Below are 18,106 nucleotides of genomic sequence, written 5' to 3' on the forward strand. Positions count from 1 at the left end.
TGTGAGCACCGAGAACGAGGGCAAGAGCGAGGGCACTCAGGTACCCGCGGCCCCGTCCGCACCCCCCGTGCCGGTGGAATCTCCCTCGGCGTCCCCGCAGGCGCCCGCGCCCGACGCCGGCGCGCCCACGACTCCGCTCCCGGCCGCGCCCGCGCAGGCGCCGGAAGCCGGTCACGCTCCGGCGGGCGCGCCCGAGGGCCACTGGCCGCCGCCCACCGCGCCGCAGGGAGCGCCGGCGCCGGTCGACGGCGACTGGCCGCCGCCGGCGGCCCCGGCCCCGCCGACCGCCCCGGCCCCGCAGGGGGCGCCGGCCGCCGCCGACGACTGGCCGAACCCGGCCCCGGCGACGCCCGTCTACGCCGACGCCGGCGCGAGCACGCACGCGTACGGCAGCACTCCCGGCCCCGGCGGCGTCGGGGGCCCGGGCGGCCCCGGTGGGCACGACGGGACCGTCTGGGGCGCTTCCTACCAGCAGCCCGCGCCGAAGTCGGGCCGCGGCCGCGGCGGGCTCGTCGCCGCGATCCTGGTCGCCGCGCTGGTCGCGGGCGGCCTGGGCGGCGGACTCGGCTACACCCTGGCCAAGAACGACGACGACACCGGCTCGACGACGGTCTCCGCCTCCACCGAAGGCGGCGAGGTCAAGCGTGACCCGGGCACGGTCGCCGGGGTCGCCGCCAAGGCGCTGCCCAGCACGGTCACCATCGAGGCCGAGTCCAGCAGCGGCGAGGGCGGCACCGGCACCGGCTTCGTCTTCGACACCCAGGGCCACATCGTCACCAACAACCACGTCGTCGCGGACGCGGTCGACGGCGGCAAGGTGACGGCCACCTTCCCGAACGGCAAGAAGTACAGCGCCGAGGTCGTCGGGCACGCCCAGGGGTACGACGTCGCCGTCATCAAGCTCAAGAACGCCCCCTCGGACCTGAAGCCGCTCACCCTCGGCGACTCGGACAAGGTGGCGGTCGGCGACTCGACGATCGCGATCGGCGCCCCCTTCGGTCTGTCCAACACGGTCACGACGGGCATCATCAGCGCGAAGAACCGCCCGGTGGCCTCCAGCGACGGCACGAGCAACGCCGCTTCCTACATGAGCGCCCTCCAGACGGACGCCTCGATCAACCCGGGCAACTCCGGCGGCCCGCTGCTGGACGCGTCGGGCAACGTCATCGGCATCAACTCCGCGATCCAGTCCACCGGCAGCGGCGGCCTGGGCGGCACCACCCAGTCCGGCTCGATCGGCCTCGGCTTCGCCATCCCGATCAACCAGGCCCGGTACGTCGCCCAGCAGCTGATCAAGACCGGCGAGCCGGTGTACGCCAAGATCGGCGCGTCCGTCTCCCTGGCGGAGTCCACGGAGGGCGCGAAGATCACCGACACGGCCGAGGGCGGCAGCTCCGCGGTCGAGTCGGGCGGCCCGGCGGACCAGGCCGGTCTCAAGCCCGGCGACGTCATCGTGAAGCTCGACGACATGGTGATCGACAGCGGCCCGACCCTCATCGGTGAGATCTGGACCCACCAGCCCGGCGACAAGGTCACGATCACCTACGAGCGCGACGGCAAGTCCCACACCGTCGACCTCACCCTCGGCTCGCGCAAGGGCGACAGCTGACGCCCACGCTCACACCGCGGACCTGACCACGCAGTTCGAAGGGGTGCCTCTCACCGAGGGGGCACCCCTTCCGCGTGGACCTGTCCCACCTCTGTGCGGCACTGTCGCGGTGGGGTCCTTGTGGCGTGGACATGACTGAAACGACATGGCGGGTTCACGTCCGATTCACGCGGACACCCCCTCGGTCGCCGATCCTCGTGATCATGGAATCTCTCAAGGCTCTGAGACTGACCGTGCCCGCGGGGCTCGCCGCCCTCCTGCTCGCCGTGGCGGGCTCGTCGTCCACGGCGTCGGCGACGACGTACTGGTCGTACAGCAACGACTACGAAGGCCAGTGCCTGGTGTCGTCGACCGTGAGCGACAAGGTCTGGTCCGACACCTGCAATGACGCGCTCTCCACCCGCAACTGGTACTGGGGTGCGGATTCCTACACCCGCAACTACGACGGCACGGTCTTCCGCCGGCTGGTGAGCAAGGCCAACGGCATGTGTCTCACCACGGACAGCAAGACCGCGACCAACGCCGTCTGGATGAGCGCCTGCGGGAACGCCCCCGGGCAGTGGTGGAGCGGCGACGGCAACTACCTCGAATGCGACTTCATCTCCGGGACCGGGGTGTTCCTCCGCACCTCGGCCAACGGCGCCGCCGTCTACACCACCAACTACATCGGCGAAGGCGGCATCGACACGTCCCGCTGGGTCTGGTGGGGCGCCCACAGCTGACGCCGCCCCTCGACCGGTCGCCGCCTCGGGTGGCCCACGAGCCGCACGGCCCGGATGAGCCCGGTACGCGTGTGGTTCAGTGCGTGTCAACCAGGTGCGGACCGGGCGTCCGGCAGAAGCGAACCGCTTACCCGCTGGTCAGAACCCCTTGCGGTCCGGAGCGTGGACCGTTGCCCGGGACCGCGCGAAGGCGATTTGGCGGCCTCGGCATGTGAGGCCGCCGGAAGTGCCGAGATGCGGCGACGAGTGAGGCGGTCTGCCGGAAGACACGATTCCGGCAGACCGCCTCACGCATGGCGAGCTATCGGATCAGAGAAGCGCGCCGTCGGTGATCTGAGTGGCTATGCCGTTCTTGATCACTACCTCGGCCTCCACGCCCTTCTTGGAGGCCTTCTCCAGGTCGGCCTCCTCGCACGGGGCGTCCACCTTCGAGCCGGCGGTGCCGCAGATCTGGCCACCGCCCAGGATCACCGTGTCCTCGGCGAGGAAGAAGGCTTGCTGCTCACCGCCGGAGCCCTGGGCCGCAGGACCGTCGACCAGGTACTTGCCGGGTGCCACGTACCGAACGACGCCGTACCAGGTGCCGCTGACGCCCTTGCCCTTGTCGAGGCCCTCCACGACGGTTTCGCCGGTGTCGGATGTGCTTCCGGACCCGGACGTGCTGCTGCCGCCGGATGTGCTTCCGGACCCGGACGTGCTGCCGCCGCCGGACGTGTTCCCGGAACCGGAGGGAGACGCGGAGGTGCCGCTGACGCCCGTGGCGCCCGACTCGCTCGCCGCAGATGTGGCGGCCTTGCTGGAGGAACTGTCGGCGGCGTCGTCACCCTGGTTGCACGCCGTCATCAGCAGGGTGCAGCCCAGGAGCGCGGCGGAGACGAGAAAGGCCTTGCGACGGTTGCGGAGCATGGGTCAAGTCCCCTGAATGGTCGACTGATCGAGGCTGAGGTGTTCAGTTCCTCAGTGCGTGTTCGATCATTAGGAGGTGGCCGGGACCGGAACGGATGCCTCGAACTTTGAGTCAGGACGTCATCGTCACCGTCCCGTTACAAGGTCAACTCGGGTTCGCGGGAGCGGGGTTGCGAGCCGGGCAGCCTTCCACGCTTCCCCGTACTCCTGGGACAGGAGGTGGCCGCCCTGGGTCGCGCGCGTAGGGGCGGCAGCGAGCGCGCCCGGTCGTCGGACAGAGCCCCTGCCCGCAAGACGACGGTGACCCGCCTCGCCCCCCAGTCGCTACGGCTGCTCGTCCTCGCCGCCGAAGTCAACCTCGATCTCGAACTCGCCCGCCTGCTGCCTGACACACTCCCGGCCGCCCTGCTCGACGACTGACAGTCACCGCCGTGATACATGCCCGCCGCACCCCTGACGCGCCCCGCTGTGTGCCGACGCGGCCAGTACGGTGCTTGCCATGTGCTGCCGTGAGGCCCGGACCGGGTGCTGACGCGGGGTGCTGATCGCGGGTGGCGGCACTGGATGCCGGAAGCGGGGCCAGTGGACCCCGTGTGGACCACGCCCCCCGAGCGGCCCCCGCGCCCGGTAGTCTGTACCCGCTCCGCCCCAGGCGGGCCGGGGCGCGGGTGGGTTGCCCGAGCGGCCTAAGGGAACGGTCTTGAAAACCGTCGTGGCAGCGATGTCACCGTGGGTTCAAATCCCACACCCACCGCAGATGAACGGCCCCTGACCACGGAGTGTGGTCGGGGGCCGTCGTCTTGCACCTTGCCTGTGGGGGGCGCGTCCGTACGGGCGAGAGAGCGGCGGGTGTCAGGGTTCCGGGTGGTGGGTGGTCATGCGGGCCGCCGAGGTGATCGTGCCGCGTGCCTCCCGGGCCGTCAGGCCGGTGCGTACGGCGGCGTCGACCAGGTCCTCGGTCAACTCCGGGCCGATGCCGTCCTCGTAGGCCCGGCAGGCCGCCCAGAAGAGCCGGGTGTTCCGTTGGCCTTCGTGCGCGGCGAGGACGAACTGGACCAGGCCCCGGCCGTGAGCGCCGCCCGCCGTCGAGCCGGGGCCGCCCGGACGGGAGGAGCGCGGCGGGGGCAGCAGCAGGCGCAGCAGGGAGCGCGGGCAGGGCGCGGGGTCGAGGTGGGCGGTGCCGGGGGCGGTGGCGTAGACGCCGTGGGCGCTGCGGGAGCCGGGGCCGACCAGGTAGCCGCCGGCGCCCCGGATGTCGATGCCGGGGGCGAGACGGCCGGCGGAGTTGGGGACGACGACGTCCGGTGGGCCGGTGAGCCACAGGTGCCGTCCGCCGGACGGGGTGAGGACCACGATCGTCGGCGGGATGGTGAAGAGGTGGCGCAGGGCCAGTTCGCGCAGGGCGGCCGTGGAGTCCGTGTCCGACTTGGTGTCGAGGTCGACGCCGATGAGGTGGTGCGGGGGCAGGCCGCAGGCGATGCCGTAGCCGGTGGCCCAGGGCGCGGCGGCGAACAGTTCGCGGATGCGGGCCGGGTCGGTGGAGGCGTCGTACACGCCGTGGCCGAAGCGGCCGCACTCGCCGTGGCAGGGCGGCCCCGGCTGCTCCGGGGCGTCGCGGTGCGGGGAGCGCAGGGCGGGGAGCTTGGTGCGGGACAGGGGGATGACGGCCAGGCCGCGTTCGGCGGCCGACAGGGCGTGGGCGAGGGCCAGCGTGGTGGCCTGCCGGGGGTACCGGTACCGGTCGGTGGTGGCCATGGATCCAGTGTCGTACGCATGTTCGATAAAGGGAAGGGGGGCGGCCCGCGACGCGCCCGGGGCGGGCCGGCCGGGACGGAAAAGTGCCGGAACGCTTCGCCTCTTGCGGGGTCCGGGGGGCGAGTGTCCGAGTTGCCGGGGATTGTAGTGACAGGGGAAGGAAAAGTAGCTCCAGGGGTTTATCGACTTGTCATCACGCTTGAGTGCTAATCGCGGCTTGCGGGGTGGTTCGCCGGGGATCCGGTGGGCAACTCTGGTCTCGCGACGTCGTCACCAGCGCCGGGGCGGTCGGCCAACCGCCCAGGTCGAAGCCGTAGTTCACGCACCTCGGTACTCACGCACTTCCGTTCTGGAGGAACCACATGGCAAGCATCCGTACCGCTCGCGTCATCGCCGCCGTCTCCGCCCTGCCGCTGGCAGCCGCCCTCTTCACCGGCGTCGCGGTGGCGGACAACGGCGGCTTCGCGGACGACGGATCGAACGCGGGTGTCGCGAGCATCACCGGCAGCGGCGTCGGGCGCGACAACAGCGGCAACTCGGGCACCACACAGCAGAACGCCGTCGGTTCAGGAGCCTCGAACCAGAGCAATACCGCGCAGGTCAACGGGTCCGCGTTCACCGCGGTCAACCAGGGCAACAGCAATGTGGCCGTCGCCTTCACCCCGCTGTGGTGGTGACCTGAGGGGCCGGTGTCCGGCGTCGGCTCCGGGGGGAGCCTCGCGCCGGGTGGGGTGGGGTGGGGGGGGGAGAGGGGGCTGTGGGGAGAGGGGGTTGTGGGGAGAGGGGGTTGTGGGGTGGGGGGCGACGCGTCTGCGCGGCGGTACTTCGGTACCGCCGCGCAGACGTCTTCGTACGCGGACGTCACCTTGACAGAAGTAGACATCTGACGGACAGTCAGAAACCGTTCCGGGCAGGCCGGGCAGGCCGGGCAGGCCGGGCAGGCCGGGCAGGCCGGTAGGTGCCGGGTCGGCCGGGTGGGTCCGGCGCACCCTCGTAGGCCGGGCGCGTCCGGCAAGCCCGGCAGGTCCAGCAAGTCCGGTGAGCCTTTCCCGCGGAAGGAGTACGGCCGTGGACGACGAGCTCCATGCGCGCCTCAAGGCCTTCGAGGGCCGGCCCGCGGCGGTCGGGGGCATCGGACGGGACCCGGTCAACGCGCCCATGATCCGGCACTGGTGCGAGGTGACGGGCGACCGGAACCCCGCCTACACCGGCCCCGACGCGATCGCCCCGCCGACCATGCTCCAGGCGTGGATCATGGGCGGTCTGAGCGGCCACCCGAGGCGCGCGCAGGCCTACGAGGAACTGCTCGCCCTCCTGGACGAGGCGGGCTGCACCTCGGTCGTGGCCACCGACTGCGAGCAGGAGTACCTGCGCCCGTTACGGCCGGGGGACGAGGTCGCCTTCGACACGGTGATCGAGTCGGTCTCGCGGCGGAAGACCACCAAGCTGGGCACCGGGTACTTCGTCACGACCCGGACGGACGTGCGTGTGGGCGAGGCGCTCGTCGGCACCCACCGCTTCCGCGTCCTCAAGTACGCGCCGGCCGGACGGGAGCAGCAGGCCCGGGACCGGCCGGAACCGCCGCGGCGGCCGCGTCCCGTCGTCAACCGGGACAATGCCGGTTTCTGGGAGGGCGTCCGGCGCCACCGCCTCCTCGTCCAGCGCTGCGCCGCCTGCGCCACGCTCCGCTTCCCCTGGCTCCCCGGCTGCAACGCCTGCGGCTCGGCGGAGTGGGACGCCGTCGAGGCGTGCGGCGAGGGCACGGTCTTCTCGTACGTCGTGATGCACCACCCGCCCTTCCCGGCCTTCTCCCCGCCGTACGCGATCGGTCTGATCGAGCTCGCCGAGGGCGTCCGCATCGTCAGCGACGTGGTCGACGTGCCCTACGACAAGGTGCGGATCGGGCTGCCGGTGGAGCTGGAGTTCCGGACCTACGACGACGATCTGGTGCTGCCCGTGTTCCGCCCGCGCGCGGGGGAGGCGGTCGCGTGAAGGCCGGTGACGAGCTGCCGCCGCTGGAGATCGGGATCACCCGCACCCTGATCGTCGCCGGGGCCCTCGCCTCGCGGGACTACCAGGACGTCCACCACGACCCCGAACTGGCCCGGCGCAAGGGGTCCCCCGACATCTTCATGAACATCCTGACCACCAACGGCCTGGTCGGCCGCTATCTCACCGACCACTTCGGCCCGGCGGCCGTGCTCCGCAAGGTCGCCATCCGGCTCGGGGCGCCCAACTATCCCGGAGACACCATGGTGCTGAGGGGAACGGTCGAGGAGTTCGACGGGGAGCGCGCCGTGGTGCGGGTCACCGGGGACAACGGGATCGGCCGGCATGTCACCGGCACGGTGACGCTCACCGTCGCCGCCGGCACCGTCCCGACGGGAGGAGGCGCGGGGTGAGCGTGCGGACACGGGACTCCCTCGGCGGCCGGGCCGCGATCGTCGGCATCGGGGCCACGGAGTTCTCCAAGGACTCGGGGCGCAGCGAACTGCGGCTGGCCGTGGAGTCGGTGCGGGCGGCGCTCGCCGACGCGGGGCTCACGCCCGCCGACGTGGACGGGCTCGTGACGTTCACGATGGACACCAGCCCGGAGATCACCGTGGCGCAGGCCTGCGGCATGGGCGAGCTGTCCTTCTTCTCGCGGGTCCATTACGGCGGCGGGGCGGCCTGCGCGACCGTGCAGCAGGCGGCGCTCGCCGTCGCGGCCGGGGTGGCCGAGGTCGTGGTCTGCTACCGCGCGTTCAACGAGCGGTCGGGTCGCCGTTTCGGCTCGGGGGTGGGCCACCGCGAGCCGTCGGCGGAGGGGACCGCGCTCGGCTGGACGCTGCCGTTCGGGCTGCTCACGCCCGCCTCCTGGGTGGCGATGGCGGCGCAGCGCTACCTGTACGCCCACGGGCTGACCCCGGAGGACGCGTTCGGGCCGGTCGCCGTCACGGCCCGCCGGCACGCGGCGGCCAACCCGGCCGCGTACTTCCACGACCGCCCGATCACCCGCGCCGACCACGCGGCCTCGCGCTGGATCGCCGAGCCGCTCAGGCTGCTCGACTGCTGCCAGGAGACGGACGGCGGCCAGGCGCTCGTCGTCACCTCCGTCGAACGGGCCCGTGACCTGCCGAGGCCGCCCGCCGTGATCGCCGCCGCCGCCCAGGGCGCCGGCCGGGCCCAGGAGCAGATGACCAGCTTCTACCGCGACGACCTCACGGGCCTGCCGGAGATGTCCGTGGTGGCCCGCCAGCTGTGGCGCAGCTCCGGACTGGCGCCGGCCGACATCGACGTGGGGATCCTGTACGACCACTTCACGCCGTTCGTGCTGATGCAGCTGGAGGAGTTCGGCTTCTGCGCCCCGGGCGGGGCCCCGGCCTTCGTCGCGGAGGACCGGCTGCCGCTGAACACTCACGGCGGCCAGCTCGGGGAGGCCTACCTCCACGGGATGAACGGTGTGGCCGAGGCCGTACGGCAGCTGCGCGGCACGTCCGTGAACCAGGTGCCGGGGGCCGCCAGGACCCTGGTGACGGCGGGGACCGGGGTGCCGACGTCGGGCCTGATCCTGACCTCGGACGGATGAGCACCCAGGGGTCATCCCGGAGTAGGCGCGGCCGTCATGTCCACCTTCAGGAGGTGGGGCGGGCACCACCCCTACAACCTGAGAGGGATCCGGCTTCGGGACCTGCGGCCGATCCGCCCGAGCGGGCCGCGAACCTAGCGTGGAGCCATGACCACACCCGTCTGCACCAGCGCTTCGAACGGCATGACGCGGCCTTCCCCGTACCCGTCCTTCGCGTCGTACGTCAGGGCCCGTCAGCCGGTGCTGCTGCGCACCGCACGGTCGCTGACCGCGAACCCGAGCGACGCGGAGGACCTGCTGCAGACCGCGCTCACCAAGACGTATGTCGCGTGGGAGCGGATCGAGGACCACCGGGCGCTCGACGGCTACGTCCGCCGGGCCCTGCTGAACACCCGCACGTCGCAGTGGCGCAGGCGCAAGGTCGACGAGTTCATGTGCGACGAGCTGCCGGAGCCGGACCCGGTGGCCTCCGCGGACGACCCGGCGGAGCGGCAGGCGCTGCGCGACGCCATGTGGCGGGCGATCCTGAAGCTGCCCGCACGGCAGCGGGCGATGGTCGTCCTCAGGTATTACGAGGACCTCAGCGAGGTCCAGACGGCCGAAGTGCTCGGGGTCTCGGTGGGCACGGTGAAATCGGCGGTGTCGCGGGCGCTCGGCAAGCTGCGCGAGGATCCTGAGCTGGTGCTCGTCCGCTGACGGGGGCCGTTCCTCCGGCCCGCGAGGTGATCCGGTCCCTCTCGTGACCTGATCGATCACCGCTCCCTAGTGACATACCGCGCGGTATGTGCGCAGAATCAGCACAACCGTTACCACCGCGTAGGCAATGTCGCCGCCCTGGGAGGACGCCGTGCTGAGCACCATGCAGGACGTACCGCTGACCGTCACCCGCATTCTCGAGCACGGTGTGCTGGTGCACGGCCGGTCCCAGATCATCACCTGGACAGGTGAGAGCGAACCGCAGCGACGCAGTTTCGCCGAGGCGGGCACCCGGGCGGTGCAGCTGGCGAACGCCCTGCGCGACGACCTCGGCGTCCGCGGCGACGACCGCGTGGCCACCCTGATGTGGAACAACGCCGAGCACGTCGAGGCGTACTTCGCGATCCCCTCGATGGGCGCGGTGCTGCACACCCTCAACCTGCGCCTCCCGGCCGAGCAGCTGGTGTGGATCGTCAACCACGCCGCCGACAAGGTCGTCATAGTCAACGGTTCGCTGCTCCCGCTGCTCGCGCCCCTGCTGGCGAAGCTGCCCACGGTCGAGCACGTCGTCGTCTCGGGCCCGGGCGACCGCTCGCTCCTCGACGGCGCCCACGCGCGCGTGCACGAGTACGAGGAGCTGATCGCGGACAAGCCGAAGACCTTCGACTGGCCCGAGCTGGACGAACGCCAGGCCGCCGCCATGTGTTACACCTCCGGGACCACGGGCGACCCCAAGGGCGTGGTCTACAGCCACCGTTCGATCTACCTGCACTCCATGCAGGTGAACATGGCCGAGTCGATGGGCCTGACCGACCAGGACACCTCGCTCGTCGTGGTCCCGCAGTTCCACGTCAACGCCTGGGGACTGCCGCACGCCACCTTCATGACCGGCATCAACATGCTGATGCCGGACCGCTTCCTGCAGCCCGCGCCCCTCGCCGAGATGATCGAGAGCGAGCGGCCGACCCACGCGGCCGCCGTCCCCACCATCTGGCAGGGCCTGCTGGCCGAGCTGACCGCCAAGCCGCGGGACGTCTCCTCCCTCACCCAGGTCACCATCGGCGGGTCGGCCTGTCCGCCCTCCCTCATGACCGCGTTCGACGAGCTGGGCATGCGGGTCTGCCACGCCTGGGGCATGACGGAGACCTCCCCGCTCGGGACCATCGCCCGTCCGCCGGCCCACGCCGTCGGCACCGACGAGGAATTCGGCTACCGCCTCACCCAGGGCCGCTTCCCGGCCGGGGTCGAGGGCCGGCTCACCGGCCCCGGCGGCGAACGCCTCCCCTGGGACGGCGAGTCCGCGGGCGAGCTCGAGGTGCGCGGCGCGTGGATCGCGGGCGCCTACTACAACGGCCCCGACGGCGAGCCCCTGCGCCCGGCCGACAAGTTCAGCGCGGACGGCTGGCTGAAGACGGGCGACGTCGGCACCATCTCCCCCGACGGCTTCCTCACCCTCACCGACCGCGCCAAGGACGTCATCAAGTCCGGCGGCGAGTGGATCTCGTCGGTGGACCTGGAGAACGCGCTGATGTCCCACCCGGACGTCGCCGAGGCCGCCGTCGTGGCCGTCCCGGACGACAAGTGGGGCGAGCGCCCGCTGGCCACCGTCGTCCTCAGGGAGGGCGCCACCACGGACTTCGAGGCCCTGCGCGCCTTCCTCGCCGCCGAGGGGCGGATCGCCAAGTGGCAGCTCCCGGAGCGCTGGACGGTCATCGCGTCGGTCCCGAAGACGAGCGTGGGCAAGTTCGACAAGAAGGTGCTGCGCAGGCAGTACGCCGAAGGCGAGCTGGACGTCACCCGGCTCTGAAATCGCCGTCCGCACCGCGGCCGCGGCGACCGGCGCGCCGGCCGCCGCGGCCGTGTACGCAGGTCGTGTACGCCGGGCAGGGCACCTCGCGGCCCCTGCCCGGCGTACGCCCTTCCCGGCGCCGGCCTCCGCGCCGCGGGCCCGTCAGCGGCGCACGCCCGTGGTCGTCCAGCCCAGGAGCAGCCACACGCCCGCCACCGCGACGACGCCGCCCCAGCCGAAGTGGCTGAAGGCGAGGCCGGCCAGGGCCGAGGCGGTCGCCCCGCCGGCGAACCCCGCGACGACATAGGCGCTGTTCGCGGTGGCCGGCGCCGAGGTGGTCGTCAGGGCGAGGGTCTGGTTGGCGACGTGCGAGGCGACGAGCGCCGCGTGGATCACGATCGCGGCCACGAAGAGCGCCACGAGCACCTGCCCGCCCAGCCAGAACAGCGGCACGGAGACGGCGGCGAGGAGATACGCGTCGCGGACGACCCGCGCGGCGCCGAAGCGGTCGACCAGACCGCCCGCCAGCGGCGCCACGACACTGGCGGCCAGTCCGAAGAGGCCGAAGAGCCCGGCGGTGGCGGTCGTCAGACCGTAGGACCCCTCGCCCGTCAGGAGCAGGGCCAGCGAGGTCCACAGGGCGCTCCAGGCGCCGTACATCCCGGCCTGCCGCACGCAGGCCCGCCACAGGTCGGGCGAGCGCCGCACCAGACCCGGCATCGCGGTGAGACCGGCGAACAGGTGGCCCTCGCGGGGGCGGTGCCGTTCGGAGGGGAGGGCGGCCGCGGTCAGCAGGCCCAGGACCGTGGTGAGGACGGCCGCGCCCACGAACACCGCCCGCCAGCCGAAGGCCTGCCCGGCGAGTCCGCCGAGGACACGGGCCGCGACGATGCCGGTGAACAGCCCGGCGATGACGGCGGCCACGTGCCGGGCGCGCCGGTCGGCCGGGGCGCGCGCGGCGACCAGCGGCACGAGGAGCTGCGGGACGACGGTCGCGGCCGAGGCGACGAGCACGGCGGCGGCGAGCGCGCCGGTCCCGGCGGCAGCGGCCGCGGCGATCAGGGCCACCGCGGTGACCAGGGACAGGACGGCGACCAGCCGGCGCCGGTTCACCCGGTCGCCGAGCGGGGCGAAGACGAGCAGGCCGGCCGCGTAGCCGAACTGGGCGACCGAGGCGATCCAGGCCACGGCCGAGGGCGCCGAGCCGAAGTCGTGGGCGATGAGGGGGAGCAGCGGGGCGGCGAGATAGATGTTGCCGGCCGTGACGGCGGTGCAGAGGGCGATGAGGACGAGCAGAAGCTCATTGCGGCGACCCACGCCCGCCGGGCCCGCGCCTCCCTTGACTCCTCCGGCGCCCCGGGTTCGCCCGGTGACGCGGGCTCCCGCCGGGCCTTCGGCTCTCTCGGCGACTTCGGCTCCTGCGGCTGCCCCGGTTCGTGCGGCTGCCCCGGCTTCTCCGGTGACCCCGCCGGCTCCGGTTCCTCCGGCTGTCCCGGCCTCCCGGGTGACTCGGAACTCTGTGGCTTCGGGCGACATGGTGCGGTGCTCCCACTCCGACATCTGGCATCTGGCATCTGGCATCTGACGCAACCGGCAACCAACCGGTTGGTTGGAACGGAGGGGGAACAGTCTGCGGCGGGCGGGAATTCCCTGTCAACCAACTAGTTGGTTAGCCCTCGCTACGATGGCTGCCATGGCAACCACCAGGGATCCCGAGGCCACCCGAGCCCGGATCTTCGACGCCGCCGTCGCGGAGTTCGCCCGCTACGGCATCGCGGGCGCCCGCATCGACCGCATCGCCGCCGAAGCCAAGGCGAACAAGCAACTCATCTACGCCTACTTCGGCAACAAGGCCGAGCTGTTCTCCCAGGTCCTCGGCCGCTCCATGGTGGACCTCGCCGCCGCCGTCCCGGTCGACCCGGACGACATCGAGGGCTGGCTCGACCGGCTGATGGACTACCACGCCGCCCACCCCGAGCTGCTGCGCCTGCTGTACTGGGAGGGCATCGAGTACGGCAGCACCGAGTTGCTGCCCGACGAGGCGCAACGCCAGAAGCACTACGCGGTCAAGGTCGACGCCGTGCGGGACGCGCAGGAGCGGGGCGTGATCTCCGACGCGATCCCGGCCCGTGACCTCTTCTTCCTGCTGATCGCGATGGCCAACTGGGCCGCCTTCGTCCCCCAGATGAGCCGCATCCTGGCGGGCTCCGAGGACGCCGACCGCGACCGTCTGCGCGCCTCCATCAAGGAGGCGGCGCGGCGGATGGTCGCCCGCTAGGACGAGCCGGGCCGCGAGGTTCCGGGCCGACCGGGTTCCGGCCGCCGGGTCCTAGTTGGTGCCGATCCGGGCCAGCAGGTCCACGATCCTGCTCTGCACCTCCGCGCTCGTCGAGCGCTCGGCCAGGAAGAGGACCGTCTCCCCCGACGCCAGCCGCGGCAGGTCCGCCGGGTCGACGGCGGCCGTGTAGACGACCAGCGGAGTGCGGTTGAGCTGGCCGTTCGCCCGCAGCCAGTCCAGGATCCCGGACTGGCGCCGGTGTACCTGCATCAGGTCCATCACGACCAGGTTCGGCCGCAGCTGCCCGGCGAGCGTGACGGCGTCCGCGTCGCTCGCCGCCCGCGCCACCTGCATCCCGCGCCGCTCCAGCGTCGACGTCAGGGCGAGGGCGATCTCGGCGTGCTCCTCGATGAGCAGCACCCGCGGCGGATGCTGTTCGCTGTCGCGCGGCGCGAGCGCCTTCAGCAGGACGGCGGGATCGGCGCCGTACGCCGCCTCGCGCGTCGCCTGTCCGAGCCCGGCCGTGACCAGCACCGGAACCTCGGCGGCCACCGCGGCCGTGCGCAGCGACTGCAACGCGGTCCGGGTGATCGGCCCGGTCAGCGGGTCCACGAACAGCGCGGCCGGGAAGGCGGCGATCTGCGCGTCGACCTCCTCGCGCGAGTGCACGATCACCGGCCGGTACCCGCGGTCGCTGAGCGCCTGCTGGGTACTGACGTCCGGCGCCGGCCACACCAGCAGCCGACGCGGGTTGTCCAGCGGCTCCGGCGGCAGCTCGTCGTCCAGCGGCTGCGGCCGCGGCGGATCCGCCACCTCGACGGCCCCGCCGGGCCCGTCCAGCGGCTCGGGCCCCTCGGCGGCGTTCTCGTCCGGAGCCCCTATGGCGTACGACCGTCCGGCGCCCTCGGTCCCCGGTCCACCGGGCGCCGGCCGCGACTGACCCGCGAGAGAGGGATGCGGTACGGGGTTGTTCGGCCCGGGGGCAGCCGCCGGGGCGGTCACGGCCTGCGCCTGCGCCGGGGGCTGCGGCACGGCGGGCTGCTCGGCCGAGGGGTGCGGACGCGCCGTCTGCTCCGGGCGCGTCGTCGGGTCGGGCGGAGTACCCAGCTTGCGCCGCCGCCCGGAACCACCGGGGGCGTGCGGCGCGGGAGTGGCCGTGGACTGCGCCGACGGCAGCCCCGGCTGCGAGGGACGCATCGCCTGCTGTGCCTGCTGCAGCTGCTGGGCCTGCTGCACCTGCGCGGCCTGCCGGGTGAAGGGCACGCCCTGACCCAGGGTCCGCACGCTGATCGCCCGGCCCTGCGTCGAGTTGGGGTCCACGGGCCGGCCCGCGGCCTCGGCGGGCAACGGCTGCGCCGCGCGCGGCTGCCCCACGGCGGCCTCGGGCGGCAGCGGGGTGCCACCGCTCGGCGTCGTCGCGGGCGGCGCGGGCTGCGCGGCCGCCGGCGCGGGGGCCGCTTCGGCCGGGAGCGGCTGACCCTGCCCGGGCACGTTCGGCACGGGGGCGGGGGCGGGGGCGGCCTGGCCGGGCACCGCCTGCGCGGGGAGCGGCTGCCCTGCGGCGGGTTGCGCCGGGAGCGGCTGACCTGCGGCGGGCTGCGCGGCGGCGACGGCCTGTCCCACGGGCTGCGGCTGGGACGGGGACTGCGGCTGGGGCTGCTGGGCCTGCCCCGGGGCGGCGGCCTCCGGGGCCTGAGCGGCGGCCCGTCGACGGCGGCCCGTGGGCGCGTTCGTGGGGTGCGGCTGGGGCGGGGTGTGGTCGTCGGACTGGTCGTGCGGGACGGCGTCGTGCCGCCCGTGGTCGACCGCGGAGTCCAGGGAACCCGGAACCGGCGCCTGGCCCGGAACCGGCATGTGGGCCGGAAGCGGCATGTGGGCCGGAACGGGCGTCTGCCCCTGCGGGGGCACCGGTGCCTGGGCGGGCACCTGGACGGCCCCCGGAGCCTGGGCCACTCCCGGAGCCGCAGCAGCCGCAGCGGGAGCCTGACCCGGAACCGGACCTGGCACCGGGATCGGGCCCACTGCCTGCGCGGCCTGGGCGGCCTGCGCGGCTTGGACAGGCTGGACGGCCTGGGCGGCCGCATCGGCGCCGACGGAACCGTCCGGCGCCCGGTCGGCCTCCGCGGGCGGCAGGGCGAACACCGCGCGAGGTCCGGCCTCCTGCGCCGCCGCGCGCTCGTTCGCGGCGGCCAGGGCACGCCGCCGCCGGCCGGTCGGCTGCCCTTCCTCCGTCTCCGCCTGCGTCATGGCTCCCGGACCCGCCCCCGGGCCCTCGGCCGGTGCGCTCGCGAGCGCCGGCAGCGCCGCCGGCAGCGCGTTCTGCTGCGGCCGGCCGTCCGGTGCGTGGTGCGGGGCCCGCTGTCCGGCCGGTACGGGTACGCCCTGCGGCGGAACGGTGCCGCCGAGTCCCGTACCCGAGGCCGCGGTTCCGGCCGCGTGTTCGGCGGCGGTGACGACGGCGCCCTCGCTCACCCCGCCGTCGATCGCCGCGGCCGTCCCGGCGTCCGACCCCATGACGGCGACCTCGGCCGACCGGCCACGCCGCCGCCCGGTGCCGCCGGGGCCCTCGGGGCCCTCGGCCTCGTCCACCGCGGGCGCCACCTCGGCCGGCATCTCCTCCGCGGCCGCCGCCCCGGCCCGCCTGCGTCGCCGTCCGGTCGGAACGGCCGCCTCCGCGTCGGCACCGCCCTCCGCGCCCGGGACGTCGCCCTCCAGGAAGGCGTCGACGGAGGACCGCCGCGCCCGTCGGCGTCCACCGGCGCCGTACTCACCCGGGACGTCCTCCTCCGCGGGCAGGGCGGCGGAGGCCCCCGAGGCGGCGTCGCCACCGGCCGCGAGAGCGGGCAGGGCCATGGCCGCCGGAGCCGCCATGGCCCCCGCGCCACCGCCCAACGGCACCTCCAGCACGTACGCGCTGCCGCTCATGCCCGGCACCTCGTGCGTCTGGAGCACGCCACCGTGCGCCCGCACGATCCCCCGCACGATCGGTTCGTGCACGGGGTCGCCGCCGGCGTACGGCCCACGCACCTCGATGCGCACGACCTCACCGCGCTGGGCGGCCGCCACCACGACCGTGTTGTCCATGTAACCGCCCGCCGAGACGGGCGCGTTGCCGGTGGCGTCGACGCCCGCGACGTCGGCCACGAGGTGCGCGAGCGCGGTCGCGAGGAGCCGCGCGTCGACCTCGGCCTCGATGGGCGGCGCGTGCACGGCGAACTGCACCCGTCCCGGCCCGATGAGATCCACCGCGCCGTCGACACCGGCGGCGACCACGGCGTCCAGCATCACCTTCGACCGGGCGATGACCTCCGACCCGGTGTCGAGACGCTGGTAGCCGAGCACGTTGTCGATGAGCGTGGTGATCCGCGAGTAACCGGCGGACAGGTGATGGAGCACCTGGTTGGCCTCGGGCCAGAGCTGTCCGGCGTCGTCCGCGGCGAGCGCCGCCAGCTCGCGGCGCAGTTCGTCCAGGGGGCCGCGCAGGGAATCCCCGAGCAGGGTGAGCAGCTGCTCGTGCCGCCCGGCGAGCGCCTCGTACCGGTCCTTCTCGCGCTCGCCGAGCGAGGCGTAGCGCTCCTCGCCCGCCGCGAGCTCCTCCTCGTGCCGCTCGCGCAGCTCCTCGAGCTCGGCGACGTGCTGCTGGCGCAGCGCGGTGAGGTCGGAGGCGTGCTCCTCGGAGAGCTTCTCCAACTCGTCCGCGTGCCGCTTCTCGACGCCGTCCTTCTCCTCGGCGAGCGCGTCGTAGGGCCGTCGGTCGGTGAAGGTCATGACGGCGCCGACGAGCTGATCGCCGTCCCGCACGGGCGCGGTCGTCAGGTCGACCGCCACCCGGTCCCCGCTCTTGGACCACAGCACCTGTCCGCGCACCCGGTGCTTGCGCCCGGACCGCAGGGTGTCGGCGAGCGGCGACTCGTCGTACGGGAACGGCGAGCCGTCGGCGCGCGAGTGCAGCACGAGAGTGTGCAGCTCCTTGGCGCCGAGGTCGCTGGCCCGGTATCCCAGTATCTGGGCGGCGGCGGGGTTGACGAGGACGATGCGCCCGTCGGTGTCGGTGCCCACGACGCCCTCGGAGGCGGCTCGCAGGATCATTTCGGTCTGCCGCTGCGAACGCGCCAGCTCGGCCTCGGTGTCGACGGTCCCGGACAGGTCGCGCACGACGAGCATCAGCAGCTCGTCGGAGGCGGAGGAGTAGCCGTAGCCGTCGTAGGCCTGCTGGCCGTTCTCGAGGTTGGCGCTGGTGACCTCGACCGGGAACTCGCTGCCGTCGGTGCGGCGCGCGACCATCCGGGTCGGCTTGGTCCGCCCGCGCGGGTCCATGTGGTCGGGCCGCCGCATGGACCCCGGGATGAGCTTGGAGTCGAACTGCGGCAGCAGATCGAGGAGGCCCCGCCCCACCAGCGCGGTACCCGGCGTCTCGAACGCCTCCAGCGCGATGGTGTTCGCGTTGACGACGGTCCCGTTGGCGTTGACCAGCACCAGGGCATCGGGGAGCGCGTCGAGTATGGCTGCGAGGCGAGCAGCGCCTCGGGATGGCCTGCTGCTCACGAGTCGCTTCCTCCCTGTTACCGCACCTTGCCGACCGTTCGGGCCATCTTGCCAACCGGCCCGCACCGTGTCACGCGAGGGAGTCTAAGGGCTGGGGTCCCGTCGGCGGCGCCGGATGAGAGCGAGCTCGCACGACGAAGTGACTCAGAACGTGTGTCCTCACCCGTCGTGGCCTGTCCTTGCGCGGGACGGACGGCTCCCGTGCGCGCCCCGCATTCCGCCCGGACTGCGCGGGACC

14 protein-coding genes and 1 tRNA gene are annotated in these 18,106 nt (G+C 73.4%); 11 read left to right on the forward strand and 4 right to left on the reverse strand.

Features of this window, described 5'->3' with window-relative positions; genetic code table 11:
- Nucleotide 1: 1 nt before the first annotated feature.
- Both J2X68_RS18825 and J2X68_RS18830 read left to right on the forward strand, forming a co-directional pair.
- Nucleotides 2-1,609, forward strand: coding sequence for a trypsin-like peptidase domain-containing protein (locus J2X68_RS18825; RefSeq protein WP_310433701.1), 1,608 nt, complete (start codon nt 2-4; stop codon nt 1,607-1,609).
- A 203-nt stretch (nt 1,610-1,812) separates the two neighbouring features.
- On the forward strand, nt 1,813-2,331 hold the full coding sequence (locus J2X68_RS18830) for a hypothetical protein (RefSeq protein ID WP_310433702.1): 519 nt from the start codon (nt 1,813-1,815) through the stop codon (nt 2,329-2,331).
- Between the two features lie 309 nt (nt 2,332-2,640).
- On the opposite strand, the gene J2X68_RS18835 is transcribed toward J2X68_RS18830, so the two are convergent.
- The gene (locus J2X68_RS18835; protein WP_310433703.1) at nt 2,641-3,237 is read right to left on the reverse strand and encodes a hypothetical protein; all 597 of its coding nucleotides are present in this window, start codon (nt 3,235-3,237) and stop codon (nt 2,641-2,643) included.
- A 219-nt stretch (nt 3,238-3,456) separates the two neighbouring features.
- Between J2X68_RS18835 and J2X68_RS18840 the strand changes: the two genes are divergently transcribed.
- Both J2X68_RS18840 and J2X68_RS18845 read left to right on the forward strand, forming a co-directional pair.
- On the forward strand, nt 3,457-3,657 hold the full coding sequence (locus tag J2X68_RS18840) for a hypothetical protein (RefSeq protein WP_310433704.1): 201 nt from the start codon (nt 3,457-3,459) through the stop codon (nt 3,655-3,657).
- A gap of 247 nt (nt 3,658-3,904) precedes the next feature.
- Nucleotides 3,905-3,991 (forward strand) — tRNA-Ser (locus J2X68_RS18845).
- Nucleotides 3,992-4,089: 98 nt separating this feature from the next.
- Here J2X68_RS18845 and J2X68_RS18850 read toward each other — a convergent pair.
- Nucleotides 4,090-4,992 carry a bifunctional DNA primase/polymerase gene (locus J2X68_RS18850; RefSeq protein ID WP_310433705.1) on the reverse strand — a complete coding sequence of 301 codons (903 nt, stop codon included), beginning with the start codon at nt 4,990-4,992 and terminating at the stop codon, nt 4,090-4,092.
- 362 nt (nt 4,993-5,354) lie between these two features.
- On the opposite strand from J2X68_RS18850, the gene J2X68_RS18855 reads away from it, so the two are divergent.
- The 6 genes from J2X68_RS18855 (at nt 5,355) to J2X68_RS18880 (ending at nt 11,063) form a co-directional block, all read left to right on the forward strand.
- Nucleotides 5,355-5,669, forward strand: coding sequence for a hypothetical protein (locus J2X68_RS18855; RefSeq protein WP_310433706.1), 315 nt, complete (start codon nt 5,355-5,357; stop codon nt 5,667-5,669).
- 391 nt (nt 5,670-6,060) lie between these two features.
- Entirely contained in the window at nt 6,061-6,984 is a 924-nt protein-coding gene (locus J2X68_RS18860) for a bifunctional MaoC family dehydratase N-terminal/OB-fold nucleic acid binding domain-containing protein (protein WP_310433707.1), read from the forward strand.
- On the forward strand, nt 6,981-7,394 hold the full coding sequence (locus tag J2X68_RS18865) for a MaoC family dehydratase (protein ID WP_310433708.1): 414 nt from the start codon (nt 6,981-6,983) through the stop codon (nt 7,392-7,394). Before J2X68_RS18860 ends, J2X68_RS18865 begins: the two co-directional genes overlap by 4 nt.
- Complete coding sequence (locus J2X68_RS18870; RefSeq protein ID WP_310433709.1) at nt 7,391-8,560, forward strand: lipid-transfer protein; 1,170 nt, start codon at nt 7,391-7,393, stop codon at nt 8,558-8,560. Before J2X68_RS18865 ends, J2X68_RS18870 begins: the two co-directional genes overlap by 4 nt.
- 147 nt (nt 8,561-8,707) lie before the next feature.
- Entirely contained in the window at nt 8,708-9,256 is a 549-nt protein-coding gene (locus tag J2X68_RS18875; protein ID WP_310433710.1) for a SigE family RNA polymerase sigma factor, read from the forward strand.
- Nucleotides 9,257-9,383: 127 nt separating this feature from the next.
- Complete coding sequence (locus J2X68_RS18880; RefSeq protein WP_310433711.1) at nt 9,384-11,063, forward strand: long-chain fatty acid--CoA ligase; 1,680 nt, start codon at nt 9,384-9,386, stop codon at nt 11,061-11,063.
- A gap of 144 nt (nt 11,064-11,207) precedes the next feature.
- On the opposite strand, the gene J2X68_RS18885 is transcribed toward J2X68_RS18880, so the two are convergent.
- Nucleotides 11,208-12,362 (reverse strand): MFS transporter, encoded by a 1,155-nt coding sequence (locus J2X68_RS18885; protein WP_310433712.1) that lies wholly within the window; start codon nt 12,360-12,362, stop codon nt 11,208-11,210.
- Nucleotides 12,363-12,738: 376 nt separating this feature from the next.
- On the opposite strand from J2X68_RS18885, the gene J2X68_RS18890 reads away from it, so the two are divergent.
- The gene (locus J2X68_RS18890) at nt 12,739-13,323 is read left to right on the forward strand and encodes a TetR family transcriptional regulator (RefSeq protein WP_310433713.1); all 585 of its coding nucleotides are present in this window, start codon (nt 12,739-12,741) and stop codon (nt 13,321-13,323) included.
- A gap of 51 nt (nt 13,324-13,374) precedes the next feature.
- On the opposite strand, the gene J2X68_RS18895 is transcribed toward J2X68_RS18890, so the two are convergent.
- Nucleotides 13,375-17,868 (reverse strand): PAS domain-containing protein, encoded by a 4,494-nt coding sequence (locus J2X68_RS18895; RefSeq protein ID WP_310433714.1) that lies wholly within the window; start codon nt 17,866-17,868, stop codon nt 13,375-13,377.
- Between the last annotated feature and the right edge of the window lie 238 nt (nt 17,869-18,106).

This window comes from Streptomyces sp. 3330, assembly GCF_031456635.1.
Classification (GTDB): Bacteria; Actinomycetota; Actinomycetes; order Streptomycetales; family Streptomycetaceae; genus Streptomyces.

What these genes read in the sequence shown, in the direction of transcription:
- J2X68_RS18830 (WP_310433702.1), top strand. Translation starts at nt 1,813, where the DNA reads ATGGAATCTCTCAAGGCTCTGAGACTGACCGTGCCCGCGGGGCTCGCC.
- J2X68_RS18835 (WP_310433703.1), bottom strand. Translation starts at nt 3,237, where the DNA reads ATGCTCCGCAACCGTCGCAAGGCCTTTCTCGTCTCCGCCGCGCTCCTG.
- J2X68_RS18850 (WP_310433705.1), bottom strand. Translation starts at nt 4,992, where the DNA reads ATGGCCACCACCGACCGGTACCGGTACCCCCGGCAGGCCACCACGCTG.
- J2X68_RS18855 (WP_310433706.1), top strand. Translation starts at nt 5,355, where the DNA reads ATGGCAAGCATCCGTACCGCTCGCGTCATCGCCGCCGTCTCCGCCCTG.
- J2X68_RS18875 (WP_310433710.1), top strand. Translation starts at nt 8,708, where the DNA reads ATGACCACACCCGTCTGCACCAGCGCTTCGAACGGCATGACGCGGCCT.
- J2X68_RS18880 (WP_310433711.1), top strand. Translation starts at nt 9,384, where the DNA reads ATGTCGCCGCCCTGGGAGGACGCCGTGCTGAGCACCATGCAGGACGTA.
- J2X68_RS18890 (WP_310433713.1), top strand. Translation starts at nt 12,739, where the DNA reads ATGGCAACCACCAGGGATCCCGAGGCCACCCGAGCCCGGATCTTCGAC.